This is a genomic window from Vibrio sp. S457-15 (genome assembly GCF_000960545.1).
Taxonomy (GTDB): Bacteria; Pseudomonadota; Gammaproteobacteria; order Enterobacterales; family Vibrionaceae; genus Vibrio; species Vibrio parahaemolyticus.
On the sequence record NZ_JYOQ01000114.1, the window covers coordinates 371,896 to 384,507 of the forward strand.

The 12,612-nt window shown below is 45.3% G+C and carries 12 protein-coding genes; 10 read left to right on the plus strand and 2 right to left on the minus strand.

Annotated features, from left to right (window positions below; genetic code table 11):
- The first annotated feature begins 83 nt into the window (after positions 1 to 83).
- The 3 genes from UF05_RS10645 (at position 84) to UF05_RS10655 (ending at position 3,109) form a co-directional block, all read left to right on the plus strand.
- Positions 84 to 1,625, plus strand: coding sequence for a L,D-transpeptidase family protein (locus tag UF05_RS10645; RefSeq protein ID WP_231640437.1), 1,542 nt, complete (start codon positions 84 to 86; stop codon positions 1,623 to 1,625).
- A gap of 182 nt (positions 1,626 to 1,807) precedes the next feature.
- Positions 1,808 to 2,356: a DUF882 domain-containing protein gene (locus UF05_RS10650; protein ID WP_045545772.1), complete on the plus strand. Its 549-nt coding sequence runs from the start codon at positions 1,808 to 1,810 to the stop codon at positions 2,354 to 2,356.
- 96 nt (positions 2,357 to 2,452) lie between these two features.
- Positions 2,453 to 3,109 carry an MBL fold metallo-hydrolase gene (locus UF05_RS10655; protein WP_005457830.1) on the plus strand — a complete coding sequence of 219 codons (657 nt, stop codon included), beginning with the start codon at positions 2,453 to 2,455 and terminating at the stop codon, positions 3,107 to 3,109.
- A gap of 20 nt (positions 3,110 to 3,129) precedes the next feature.
- Here UF05_RS10655 and UF05_RS10660 read toward each other — a convergent pair whose 3' ends face one another.
- Positions 3,130 to 3,795, minus strand: coding sequence for a DUF2982 domain-containing protein (locus tag UF05_RS10660; protein ID WP_005494755.1), 666 nt, complete (start codon positions 3,793 to 3,795; stop codon positions 3,130 to 3,132).
- 270 nt (positions 3,796 to 4,065) lie between these two features.
- Here UF05_RS10660 and UF05_RS10665 point away from each other — a divergent pair, with 270 nt between their 5' ends.
- From UF05_RS10665 to UF05_RS10690, 6 genes are all read left to right on the plus strand, one after another.
- Entirely contained in the window at positions 4,066 to 4,455 is a 390-nt protein-coding gene (locus tag UF05_RS10665; RefSeq protein WP_005490722.1) for a hypothetical protein, read from the plus strand.
- A gap of 486 nt (positions 4,456 to 4,941) precedes the next feature.
- Positions 4,942 to 6,030 (plus strand): TRAP transporter substrate-binding protein, encoded by a 1,089-nt coding sequence (locus UF05_RS10670; protein WP_005494757.1) that lies wholly within the window; start codon positions 4,942 to 4,944, stop codon positions 6,028 to 6,030.
- Positions 6,031 to 6,155: 125 nt separating this feature from the next.
- Complete coding sequence (locus UF05_RS10675; protein ID WP_017448440.1) at positions 6,156 to 6,695, plus strand: TRAP transporter small permease subunit; 540 nt, start codon at positions 6,156 to 6,158, stop codon at positions 6,693 to 6,695.
- Positions 6,696 to 6,707: 12 nt separating this feature from the next.
- On the plus strand, positions 6,708 to 7,994 hold the full coding sequence (locus UF05_RS10680; protein WP_017448441.1) for a TRAP transporter large permease: 1,287 nt from the start codon (positions 6,708 to 6,710) through the stop codon (positions 7,992 to 7,994).
- Positions 7,995 to 8,108: 114 nt separating this feature from the next.
- The gene (locus UF05_RS10685; RefSeq protein WP_020840950.1) at positions 8,109 to 9,473 is read left to right on the plus strand and encodes a cache domain-containing protein; all 1,365 of its coding nucleotides are present in this window, start codon (positions 8,109 to 8,111) and stop codon (positions 9,471 to 9,473) included.
- Positions 9,457 to 10,095, plus strand: coding sequence for a response regulator (locus UF05_RS10690; RefSeq protein WP_005458063.1), 639 nt, complete (start codon positions 9,457 to 9,459; stop codon positions 10,093 to 10,095). Before UF05_RS10685 ends, UF05_RS10690 begins: the two co-directional genes overlap by 17 nt.
- A gap of 37 nt (positions 10,096 to 10,132) precedes the next feature.
- Here UF05_RS10690 and cosR read toward each other — a convergent pair whose 3' ends face one another.
- Positions 10,133 to 10,609, minus strand: a complete 477-nt coding sequence (gene cosR / locus UF05_RS10695) for a MarR family transcriptional regulator CosR (RefSeq protein WP_005494763.1) — start codon at positions 10,607 to 10,609, stop codon at positions 10,133 to 10,135.
- Between the two features lie 395 nt (positions 10,610 to 11,004).
- Between cosR and UF05_RS10700 the strand changes: the two genes are divergently transcribed.
- On the plus strand, positions 11,005 to 12,576 hold the full coding sequence (locus UF05_RS10700) for a BCCT family transporter (protein ID WP_005458059.1): 1,572 nt from the start codon (positions 11,005 to 11,007) through the stop codon (positions 12,574 to 12,576).
- Positions 12,577 to 12,612: the final 36 nt, after the last annotated feature.

Here is a 12,612-nt window from a genome sequence, read left to right on the forward strand (position 1 = left end):
CCTGCAAGCTGTGAGATATTTGCCATACTTTTTTTATGGCAAGTAGCGCAAGGATCGTTTCAGTGTTTGCTAGGGTTTTAATAATGACGGCACTTATGGTGCCGTTTTGCAGCTTTTCTACCGTGGTTTCTCTCGATGCTTCTGCCCAAACGGAGCAAGAAGGGGCCGTAGAGCAGTTGTCTGTCGAAAAAATGATCCATTATCCAACGGTGATTGATCAACTTTATCAAAGTACGAATTACCGTTTGAATTGGGAAAATGAGAGCGATGTTGAACAGTTCATTTTTCAGATGAAGCTGGTCGCGCTTGCTGACGTCTCCAAAGAGTTTGACAACCAATTGCATCGTATTAACCAAGTAAGATGGAAAGGAGACAACCTTGACTTCGATTTGGTGATGACCGATTCCCTCCTTATGTACCTCAGCTATCTTGAGCAGGTTCCTCAAGAAGGCGTTAACTGGTTGTTTGCAAATAAAGCCCATGTGAGCTTTCCTGCGCCTAGTGTGGATACGCTATCGGTACTGAGCAATGAGATCACGGTAGGGAAGTTGGCTCAGTTTTTAGCCAGCTTGCGCTCGCCTTTGCAAATGGATGCCTCATTTAATACGGTATTTGCTTCGCTTTCTGAATTCTCGCAATATCAATATCCTTTCTATGAGCAAAAAGGTCTGTTGCGCGTCGGTGATCCGATAGAAAACAAATCAACCCTTGTCGAACGCATGGCGATCGTCGGAGTGGATGTCAGTTACATCGATTCAGAAATACCGCAATACGATGAAAATTTGGAGCTGGCGGTGAAAGAGTTCCAGCGTATTCATGGCTTGAACCAAGATGGCGTAATTGGTCCGAACACCATTCGTTGGATCAACTTCTCTCCTCAACAACGTTTGCACTTGCTGGCATTGAATGCTGAGCGTTCTCGTATTTGGGCGAAAGAACGAGACAATGTCGTGTTTGTGAACGTGCCGGGTTATGAAGTTACGTACTGGCATGATGGTCAGCCACTGTTTGAATCAAAAGTTGTGGTTGGTCGAGCTTCAAGAAAAACCCCAATCATGACTGGAACGCTAGATTCGGTGATTTTAAATCCTACTTGGAATGTGCCTTGGAAAATCATGGTGAAAGACATTATTCCAAAAGTGAAACGCAATCCGATGTATTTAATGGAACATAACATTCAAATCATCCGTTCTTGGACCTCGCGCGAAATCATCGATCCAACCACGATCAACTGGGCAACAGTTAATCCAAGAACCTTCCCGTACCGCATGCGTCAGGCTTCTGGTTCGCACAATGCGTTGGGTTTGTACAAGTTCAACATGCCGAACCCACAAGCCATATATCTACACGACACTCCAAGTAAAAACTTGTTCCAACAAGATAGAAGGGCGTTTAGCTCGGGTTGTGTTCGAGTAGAAAACGCCGATCAACTTGCAGAGCTTCTGTTCAAAACTCAAGGTTTGGAAGAGCGTTTAGAGAAAAAGCGGGAAAGCGCTCGTTCATCAACGACTTCGGTGCCACTAGGGGAGCGTATTCCGGTACACATCATCTACCAAACAGCTTGGTTGGAAGAAGGTACGCTGTATTACCGAGATGACATCTACAAATACGACCATCAAGGCTAAGCCTGCCATGGCTCGTAAATTTAAGAAAATTTACAATTCTAAAAAATCGTTTTCTGTTCAATAAGTAAACAAAAAATTCAGCGCGACTTCGATATTCCGGACCAATTTATGCATTTGACGAGATAAATTGGTTTCGGTATCGTCCGCTTTCTTTGTTTAGTAATTGAGCAGTGTTTTTGTTTATGGTAAGTCGTAATTTTTCTCGCCGTGATTTCCTTAAAATGACCGCTGGTGGTGTCGTACTGGCGTCTGCAATGCCTACACTTTCATGGGCTTCACTTCCGGATGAACCACGCGAGTTAGCCATGAATAACTTGAATACGGGTGAGCTTCTCGAGACGTGCTACTTCGATGGCAATCGCTACGTCGGCAAAGAATTGCAGCGTTTGAATGAGTTCTGCCGTGATCATCGCCGTAATGAAGTGCATCCAATGGATAAACGTCTGTTCGATCAAATCAGCCAAATTCAAAAGCTCATCGGTACTGAATCCGAAGTTATCGTGATTTCTGGCTACCGTTCTCCTGTGACCAATGCGTCCCTGCGCAGCGGTTCTACTGGTGTTGCTAAGAAGAGTCTACACATGGAAGGGAAGGCAATTGATTTTCGTCTCGATGGTGTAAAGCTGTCTACGGTACGCGATGCGGCAATCAGTTTGAAGGCTGGTGGTGTTGGATACTATCCGGGCAGTAACTTTGTCCACATTGATACGGGTGCAGTGCGCAGTTGGTAAGCCTATTTTAGGGCTGGCGTAAGTCTTGAAGTCGCCTAGGGTTAGTGTCATAGTTGCGGCAGTTTTCACGCAAATTTATTCGATAATAGGTTATCTATGGCTCTGAAATACCAAGTTGTCCCAGTGACTTCTTTTTCTCAAAACTGTTCTATCGTGTGGTGTGACGAAACGATGAAAGGCATCGTTGTTGATCCTGGCGGTGACGAAAAACAGCTTGCAATGCTCATCAAAGAGCTGGGTGTTGATGTGGTGAAATTGGTATTGACCCATGGTCACTTAGATCACGTTGGCGGTACTGAGCCATTATCAGCGCTGTTAGGCGGAACAGAAATCGTTGGGCCGCACAAAGCGGATAACTTCTGGCTACAAGGTTTGGAAGGGCAAAGCAAAATGTTCGGTTTCCCTCTAACTGAGGCATTTGAGCCGAATCAATGGTTGAATGAGGGTGACGTTGTCACTTTTGGTAATCAAAAGCTGAACGTTATCCATACGCCGGGTCATACACCAGGTCACGTAGTACTTTATAGTGAAGAAGCCCGTTTAGCGTTTGTTGGTGATGTCCTGTTTAACGGTAGCATTGGTCGTACTGACTTCCCTCAAGGCGACTTCAATACGTTGATTAGTTCAATTAAAGAGAAACTTTGGCCTCTAGGTAACGATGTTACATTTGTACCGGGTCATGGTCCTCAATCTACCTTCGGTCACGAGCGCAAAACCAACCCGTTTGTTGCTGACGAGATGCCACTATACTAGCGCCTTGTCTGTACTCGTTACTATTCTGGCTCGGCGGCCGCTAAGTATCGCCGAGTCAGCCCTACAAATTCGTCGGCTTCCCTGTCTAAATCACTGGCAGAAATAAACACATCATAGCCGTAAAATTTTCTTTGATACTTCATTCTATTCGCCAGCATGGCTTGCAAACCGTCGTATTGTTTTCCCGCTTTGCTAGTGTACGGTTGTGGGTCGAGCACCATATCTTCAAATTTCTCTTCACAATGGTTCTGCCTTGCGCCCAAATACAACAAAGCGCGTTGGCTAAGTAAAATCTCCGTCGCGATACGCGGACAAATTGCATCAAGGTAAGGGGAATAGTGCTTCAAGCGGATGCCTATCCACGGGAGCGGTTGATGCCAACCGTCTTGTTGATAACTACATATACCAATGGACTCAATATTTCGCCAACGGACAACCCAACCGCCTTTAAACAGGTGTTGCTGAAAGTGCGAGGCGGTCAGTGTGAAAGTGACTTGGCTTTTCTTAATCATCAGGACGGCGAAACCGACGATGATTGCCATCAAAATGACGGAAAGCATTGCTTGTTTCCAACCAGGAGAAATCACGACAAGAAATAGTGTAATGAGCGCTACCAGCAACAAAATCAATCTGTTGATTGGCGAATCAGACTTGAAGTGTGAATTTGTTAGATGCAGCGTTTCCATGCTCATACCTCAATGAATACTCTAAATAAAATCGAGATTTCTTGATATGCAGCTTGATGCTTTTAATCAAAACGAAACCTCTGTTTTTATACCCAGTATTCAATAAATCCGTTCACAAATGATCTGTTTAAATAGTAGACGTTCTAAGCTTTGAGCGCATTTTTCGTAGCGTTTCGCCGCTAAAACCTACAAATCGATTGTAAATTTTGGTATAAAACGCGCTTCAAATTTTCATCCCTGCTGAGATGCAGTGAACTGGAGAAATATTCAATGAGACTTGCTCATAAGCGTAAAGTGCAGATGAAACTGCAAAAACGCATTAAAGCGACAGTAGCAAACCTAGCTGCAGCACCAAAAACAGCAAAGCCTGTTGCGGAAAAAGCAGCAGTAAAACCTGTTGTGGAGAAAGCAGTAGCTGAGAAGAAAGTAGCTGCAGCGAAAACTGTTGATGTTGCACTTACTCCTAAGCAACAACAAGTACTAGACATCGTTGTAGCGAATGCTGAAGGTATCAACCCTAAAGGCATCGGTTTAGCAGCGGGTCAAGAAGACGCTAAAGCAGCATCATGGGCTACTGGCGCACTGAAGAAGCTTCTTGAAGAAAACCTAGTTCAAAAAGAGCAGTTGGCAGGTAACAAAGTTATCTACAAAGCAGTTTAATTACCGCTATTTTTCTGTTTTTATGCAATACCTCGGTGATCGCCGGGGTATTTTTTTGCCCTAATTTCTTACTTTCCTTTCTAAACAAGCGTGTATTTTAGCGATACAAAAATGGCGTTTGTCACATTTTTTTAAATACTGTGTAAATTTTTTGGCAAGTTAATACGTAAGTAGCTTTCTAAATAATGCCTTTCATGCCTGATTCATAACTTAATGATTTAAGGCGTTATAACATTACCACCATCTAATCTCCTACGTATAAATACGTAATACTAAGGGCTAATTAGGTTATTGATACTAAGATAACTTGCGTGTTCACGCCCATTTCGAATTGGACAACATTGTTACATCTTTATACCCAAGTTACTTCAAGCGTCGCTAGTCGGCTCATGTTTTGACATGAGAATGGTGCTGGTCAGCTTGTTGTACTTCAAATCCGCATGAAATGGATGACAACAATAACCTTGGTGACAAAGGACGTGAACGATGAGTCTTATCCAAAAATCTTTGAAACGAGTGCTCAAAATGACTGCCGTAGTGGCAGCGATGACATTCGTGGCAACTTCTGCAAATGCTGCTGAAAAAGTATATCGCCTCAAGCTGGCTGAAACGTGGGGGCCTAACTTCCCAATCTTTGGCGACACGACGAAAAATATGGCGAAAATGGCAGAGGAAATGTCAAATGGTCGTCTACAAATTCGTATCGACTCTGCGAACAAACACAAAGCACCATTTGGCGTATTTGACATGGTGAAATCCGGCCAATACGACATGGGACACTCTGCGTCTTATTACTGGAAAGGCAAAGTGCCAAACACGCTTTACTTCACTTCTATGCCTTTCGGAATGTTGCCGACAGAACAATACGCATGGTTCTACTACGGTGGCGGAATGGAGTTGATGGAAAAGGTTTACTCTCCGCACAACTTGATGTCTTTCCCTGGTGGTAACACCGATGTTCAGATGGGCGGCTGGTTCCAAAAAGAAATTAAGTCGGTCGATGACCTGCAAGGGTTGAAGATGCGTATTCCGGGTTTTGCGGGTGAAATCTTGGCAGAATTAGGCGCGAAGCCAACCAACATTGCACCGGGTGAGCTTTATACCTCACTTGAGCGTCGTACTATCGATGCGTTGGAGTGGGTAGGTCCGTCTTTGGACTTGCGTATGGGCTTTCACAAAATTGCGCCTTACTACTACACAGGTTGGCATGAGCCTGCGACTGAGCTTCAGTTCCTCGTCAATAAGCGAACTTGGGAGCGTCTACCGGATGATCTGAAAGCAATTCTCCAAGTCGCGATGAAAACCGCTGCGTACGACATGTACACGCAATCGAAGCATGAAAGCGGCAAAAACTGGGCATCTATTCAGTCTGAGTACCCAAATGTGGAAGTAAAAGATTTCCCACCTGAGGTGATGGACGCGCTGCGTGCTGCCAATGACAAGCTGCTTAAACAGCATGCTGAGGAAGATGCGTTGGCAAAAGAGATTCAAGAATCTCAAGCGAACTACATTAAGCAAGTTCGTCCATGGTCGAACATCTCGCACCGAGCGTACTTGAATAGCCAAGCGCAATAAAAACTCGGTCTGGCCAAATCGTATGATTTGGCCGACGAGGAAGCCCAAGAAAAATTTCAAATAAAAATCATAAAAACGCTCCGTAGATACTGCGGAGCCAACCCACACGTTCCATGGAGTTCGGAATGAGAAGCCTTATCTATATTGAGCGAATCTTCAACCGCTTTGGTGATTTTCTGGGGTGGTTATCCAGCATCCTCTTCATTTTGTTGTTGTTGAACGTGGTGTATGACGTTGTGATGCGTTACGTGTTTAACGACGTGTCTATCGCGTTTCAAGAAATGGAGTGGCACTTATTCTCTGCTGTCTTTTTGCTTGGCGTGCCTTATGCCATCAAATCCGGCGGTCACGTTCGAGTCGACATTTTTTATGAGCGACTGTCATATAAAGCGCAATCCATCATCGACATCATCGGCACCCTGTTTTTCCTCTTTCCTTTTTGTTTGCTGGTCGCATGGTTTGGTATTGATTTCGCGAAAGAGAGTTATGCCTTGGGCGAGACGTCTGGTGACCCAGGTGGTTTGCCGTATCGATGGATAATCAAAGGCATGATCCCGGTTTCTTTCTTATTTATGGCGGTGAGTGGCGTTGGTTTGCTGCTGCACTCAGTCAATAAAATCGTTAACCCTCATCTTATCTATGCCGGTAACAACGGTAAGTCGTAAAAGGAAGTCATTATGATCGGTATAGTGATGTTTTTTGTGGCGCTCTTTGCGTTACTGCTCGGGTTTCCCGTCGCGTTCACATTCGGCGGTATTGCTCTTATTTTTGGTGTTTGGGCAGAGGGCATGGACATGTTTGCCTTCATGCCATATCGAATTCAATCCATCATGGAAAACACGGTGCTGATGGCTGTACCGCTGTTTGTTTTCATGGGGCTCGTGCTACAAAAAACGAAGCTAGCAGAGCAGCTGCTGGAATCGATGGGGCGTCTGTTTGGTGGCGTCCGTGGCGGCATCGCAATTTCGACGGTGCTGGTGGGCGCGCTACTTGCGGCATCGACTGGCGTAGTGGGAGCATCTGTGGTGGCCATGGGGTTGATCTCGCTGCCTGTGATGCTCAAATACAACTATGACAAAGGCCTCGCGTGCGGAACCATTTGTGCTTCAGGTACGTTGGGGCAAATTATTCCTCCTTCCATCGTACTCATTTTGCTCGGCGATGTGCTTGGCGTGCCAGTGGGAGATTTGTTCCAAGCGGCCGTGTGGCCAGGTATCGCGCTAGTGGGTGCATACGTTATTTACATCCTTATTTACGCCAAGCTTAACCCTGAAGCTGCGCAGCCGATTGAACGTGATGAGTCACTCAGCCGCAGGGAAGAAGTGATCAAGGCGCTGAAAGCTGTATTACCACCATTGGCGTTGATCATTGTTGTGTTGGGCTCCATCTTTGCCGGTGTTGCAACGCCAACGGAATCGGCAGCATTGGGCGGGGCTGGGGCGATTGTTCTCGCCGTACTGTACAAGCAATTTAGTTGGTCAATGGTCTACGATGCGTCGAAAGAGACGGTTAAAGTGACCGCGATGGTGTTCGCGATTTTGCTGGGTGCGACGGCGTTCTCGATGGCGTTTACGTATACAGGTGGTGACTATCTGGTCGAAGAATGGATGTTGCAGATCCCGGGTGAGAAATGGGGCTTCTTGATCATTACGATGATTGTGATTTTGATTCTGGGCTTCTTTATCGATTTCGTTGAAATCTGTTTCATCATCGTTCCTATTATCGCACCGGTTGCTGAGCTACTCGGCATCAACATGACATGGTTTGCTATTCTCATCGCGATGAACTTACAAACCTCCTTCTTAACACCGCCATTTGGCTTCAGCTTGTTCTATTTGAAAGGGGTTGCGCCTGCAGGCGTGACTACACGGGATATTTATCGTGGCGTGATGCCATTCATTGCGATTCAAATTCTCGTCCTTGCCTCCTTACTGTTTTTCCCAAGTTTCTACGGCATGGGTTAATGAGTAAGGAATAAAAGAGATTTTGTGAGCTGAGAGTCTTCACCTTTTGAGACAAGTTGTTAAGCTGCTCTTGGGGCATATTGACCCTTTGGGCAGCGTTTCATGGAGGGAAGGATGCCTCTCAAAGCCAAGTTAATTTTACTGACACTGATTCCGGTGGTTTTAGTGTCGGCAAGCATCAGTTGGATTTCCATTTATCAGGCCAAAACATTGGGTCAACGAGAGGTGGAGATCTTCCATCAAAACCTCATTCAATCCAAAGAAGCGGCGCTCAAAGATACCGTTGATGTCGCATTTGATGCCATTTCCCACATTTACAACGATTCGACGATTGAAGAGCGTGTCGCTAAAGCTCGAGTGAAGGCCATTCTCAATCGCCTAACTTACGGCTCTGATGGGTACTTCTTTGCTTACGATAAACACGGCACTAACCTCGTACATCCCGTTCTTCCTGAATTGGTTGGGGAGAACTTACTTCACCTAGAAGACGAAAATGGCGACAGGCTTATAGAAGCGTTGCTTTACCAAGCGCAATCCGGAGGCGGCTTTCACCAATACTTGTGGCAGAAACCCTCGACTGGCGACATTGTACCCAAGCTCAGTTACGCCGCATGGTTGGATAAATGGGAGTGGATGATTGGCACTGGTCTTTACATTGAAGATGTCAGCCAAGAAGTCGCGAACATGCGTGCTGCGGTGAACAAAAACATCGAGACCACGTTTTTTTCTGTGGTGGTGATTTTGGTGGTCACTGTGGCGGTGATCATTGTGCTGACTTTAGCCATCAATTTACATGAGCATCGACTTGCCGATAAAAACCTCAAAGAACTTGCTCACAAAACGGTGATGTTTCAAGAAGATGAGAAGAAACATTTAGCGCGCGAACTGCACGATGGGATCAATCAGCTTCTGGTATCGAGTAAATGTCATTTGGATTTAATGAGCCATCGATTGCAAGATGAAAAGCTCAAGTCGCATCTCGACAAATCACAACGTTCTTTGGTGACCGCAATTAATGAAGTGCGGCACATTTCCCATCAACTTCGCCCAAGCGCATTGGATGATATTGGTTTGGAAGCTGCGTTGACGACATTGTTGCAAGATTTTCATTCACACTCTGAAATTGATATCGACAGCCATTTTGACACTCAACAGCACAAGCTGACCTCCGAAGTCGCAACAACACTGTACCGAGTTGCGCAAGAGTCGCTAAATAACATTGAAAAGCATGCAAAAGCGAAAAAAGTGACGGTTATTTTGCAAAAAATGGGCAATATGCTGCAATTACTCATTAGAGACGATGGCGTAGGGTTTGTCGTCAACCAAGCTGTGCATCGCCAAGGGATTGGTTTGCGCAACATGCAAGAACGTGTGGAGTTTATTGGTGGCGAGTTCGAACTCATGAGTGAGCTTGGTTTAGGCACGGAAATTACCGTGCTTTTGAATTTGGATGAATTAGTTTATGGACAAACCGATTAGTGTGGTGATCGTCGATGATCACCAAGTGGTGTTAGATGGATTTATCGCGCGTTTAGAGCTGGAGCCGGACATTGATGTGATTGGCACGGCAAGCAACGGCTTGGAAGCGATTGAGGTCGTTAAGCATTTGCGTCCGGATGTTGTGCTTATGGACATCAGCATGCCAATCATGAATGGCATCGAAGCAACGGGTGTGATTAAAGAGGAATTACCAGAGAGTAAAATTCTCATGCTTACGATGCATGATAACCGCGAATACATCATGAAAGTGATGCAGGCAGGGGCGGTGGGGTACATGCTCAAGGAAATTTCAGCCGAGAAAATGGTGCAAGCCATCAAAACCGTGAACCAAGGTTCAACCTATTTTTGCGAGTCCGTAACTCAGACACTCTTTACGCAAGAAATCAAACCTGCCCATCACAAACCCAACCCGCTTAGTCGACGAGAAGAGGCGGTCTTGAGGTTGGTGGCACAAGGCAATAGCAGTAAGAAAATAGCGACGTTACTCAATATCAGCTATCGAACAGTAGAAACGCATCGTCACAACATCAAACATAAATTAGATCTGCATTCGACAGCGGAATTAGCCAAATACGCATTTGAAACGGGGCTGACGGAATAAAAAAGTGCCCGTTTAATACGAGCACTTAAAGAGGTGATTATTCTGGTTTGGTGATGCTGCCGATTTCTAGAAGAGGCGCTACATCGATGTCTTCTGCGTTCATCATGGTGGAGATGCGCTGGACAGAAGAAAGCAGCAATGTTTGTTCCCACTCTTCCAATTTTTGGAATCGATTGATGAAGTGTTCTTGCAGCGGAGTTGGCGCCTGTCTCAGAGCTTCTTCGCCCTTCTCGGTAAGTACCGCATGTACCTTACGTTTATCTTCAACGCTACGACGACGCTCAACGAGTTGATTGCGTTCTAATCTGTCCAAAATCGTGGTCGCAGTTGCTTGACTCATATTGGTGTGGTTAGACAACTGCTTGATAGTCACGTTATCTAACTCATTGATAGCACGCATCAAAATCAATTGCGGAGCGGTCAATCCCGACTCTTTGCTCAGCTTTTTAGAATGTAAATCAATAGCGCGGATGATCTGACGAATCGAGACCAATACTTCTTCGTACTTTTCCAATTTTTTCATCCAGTCTGTAGGGAACATGTAACGACGCGACACTAACTCAAATGCGCTGTTATTTAAAGGGCTGCAGTCAAAATTTAGGTCGACATTTTGCAACTATTTATTCGTCTTTGGCGATTTCTTTTTATTCGCTCGTGCAACTGAAACAGAAAGACCTAAAATTATTATAGCAATAATTGTTTGTGGTCTAATTAATGGTGTGGAGATTTGCGCTTTTTGTAATGCAAATTACCGACTGAAAAGTAAGTTATTGGATTTTTTAACAGCAAAAGATAGACAAAAACGCCTCAAATGATAGGATCTTCCGCTTTCACGGAATGTAAAACGTATCGTGTTCGAACGATTTTTTGTTTGGTACGGAAAAAATAATATAAAAATAGAGAGGAACGATGACAAAGGGTATAGATAAGTACAGTATTGACAGTACCGACTATACGGTAGGTCAAGACAACGTTCAAAAGTGGGGCTTTGACGTTCATAACCCAGTTTTTGGTATTAGTGCAGGCTTTATTGCACTGTTTCTTGTCGCAGCATTAGTTCTAGATGCTCATACCGCGAAGACGGCATTGGATGGGCTTAAGTGGAAGATCATTGGTTCATTCGACTGGCTGTTTATTATCGCTGGTAACATTTTCGTTATTTTCTGCTTAGCGTTGATTGTGTCGCCGCTTGGGAAAATACGCTTAGGCGGTAAAGATGCCGTCGCTGATTATTCATTCATGTCTTGGCTCGCGATGTTGTTCGCAGCCGGTATGGGTATTGGTTTGATGTTCTGGAGTGTGGCAGAACCAGTGGCTTACTTCACTGGTTGGTACGAAACGCCACTCGGCGTAGAAGCAAACTCACCAGAAGCCGCACGTTTGGCGCTAGGCGCGACGATGTTCCACTGGGGTCTTCACCCTTGGGCAATTTACGGCGTTGTGGCACTTTCACTTGCATTTTTCACCTACAACAAAGGGTTGCCTCTATCAATGCGTTCGATCTTTTACCCATTATTGGGCGATCGCGCTTGGGGCTGGGCTGGCCATATCGTTGATATTCTTGCAGTACTTGCCACGCTATTTGGTCTAGCGACATCACTTGGTTTGGGTGCTCAGCAGGCAGCAAGTGGTATTCACCATGTATTTGGTGTTGAACCTGGTTTAGGTTTGCAAATTGTCGTTATCACTGTGGTTACTCTGCTCGCAGTGGTTTCTGTTGTTCGCGGTATCGACGGCGGCGTAAAAGTGATCAGTAACATCAACATGGTTGTAGCGTTTTTGCTGCTTATCCTTGTTGGTTTGATTGGCTGGGCGGCGAGTTTAGGCTCGATCCCAACAACGTTAATGGCGTACGTAGAAAACATCATTCCATTGAGTAACCCGTTTGGTCGTACCGACGAAGCTTGGTTCCAAGGCTGGACGGTATTCTACTGGGCTTGGTGGATCTCTTGGTCACCATTCGTTGGTATGTTCATCGCTCGCGTTTCACGTGGCCGTACAGTACGTGAGTTCATCACAGCGGTACTGATTGTTCCGACGGTAGTCACCGTGGTTTGGATGTCGGTGTTTGGCGGTCTGGCGATTGATCAAGTCGTCAACAAAGTAGGCGAGTTAGGCGCAAACGGTCTGACCGATGTATCACTGGCGATGTTCCAAATGTTTGATGTGCTGCCATTTGGCAACATATTGTCGATCATTGCTGTGGTTCTGGTATTGGTATTCTTTATCACCTCTTCAGACTCTGGCTCGCTAGTTATCGACAGCATTACGGCGGGTGGTAAAGTCGATGCGCCTGTATTGCAACGTGTTTTCTGGGCATTTATGGAAGGTGCGATTGCGGTTGCATTGCTTTGGATTGGTGGCTCAGAAGCGGTACAAGCGTTACAAGCGGGCGCCATTTCTACAGCACTGCCATTTACCTTTATATTGCTAGCAATGTGTGTAAGTTTATTGATGGGGATGAAGACAGAGCGTCAATAATCCATTAATTTTATAAATTTGCTTAAATAACAAGTA

Bases quoted from the DNA above. Each gene is read 5' to 3' on its own strand.
- UF05_RS10680 (WP_017448441.1), top strand. From the start codon at position 6,708: ATGATCGGTATAGTGATGTTTTTTGTGGCGCTCTTTGCGTTACTGCTC.
- UF05_RS10645 (WP_231640437.1), top strand. From the start codon at position 84: ATGACGGCACTTATGGTGCCGTTTTGCAGCTTTTCTACCGTGGTTTCT.
- UF05_RS10685 (WP_020840950.1), top strand. From the start codon at position 8,109: ATGCCTCTCAAAGCCAAGTTAATTTTACTGACACTGATTCCGGTGGTT.
- UF05_RS10690 (WP_005458063.1), top strand. From the start codon at position 9,457: ATGGACAAACCGATTAGTGTGGTGATCGTCGATGATCACCAAGTGGTG.
- UF05_RS10675 (WP_017448440.1), top strand. From the start codon at position 6,156: ATGAGAAGCCTTATCTATATTGAGCGAATCTTCAACCGCTTTGGTGAT.
- UF05_RS10660 (WP_005494755.1), bottom strand. From the start codon at position 3,795: ATGGAAACGCTGCATCTAACAAATTCACACTTCAAGTCTGATTCGCCA.
- UF05_RS10655 (WP_005457830.1), top strand. From the start codon at position 2,453: ATGGCTCTGAAATACCAAGTTGTCCCAGTGACTTCTTTTTCTCAAAAC.
- UF05_RS10670 (WP_005494757.1), top strand. From the start codon at position 4,942: ATGAGTCTTATCCAAAAATCTTTGAAACGAGTGCTCAAAATGACTGCC.
- UF05_RS10700 (WP_005458059.1), top strand. From the start codon at position 11,005: ATGACAAAGGGTATAGATAAGTACAGTATTGACAGTACCGACTATACG.
- UF05_RS10665 (WP_005490722.1), top strand. From the start codon at position 4,066: ATGAGACTTGCTCATAAGCGTAAAGTGCAGATGAAACTGCAAAAACGC.
- UF05_RS10650 (WP_045545772.1), top strand. From the start codon at position 1,808: ATGGTAAGTCGTAATTTTTCTCGCCGTGATTTCCTTAAAATGACCGCT.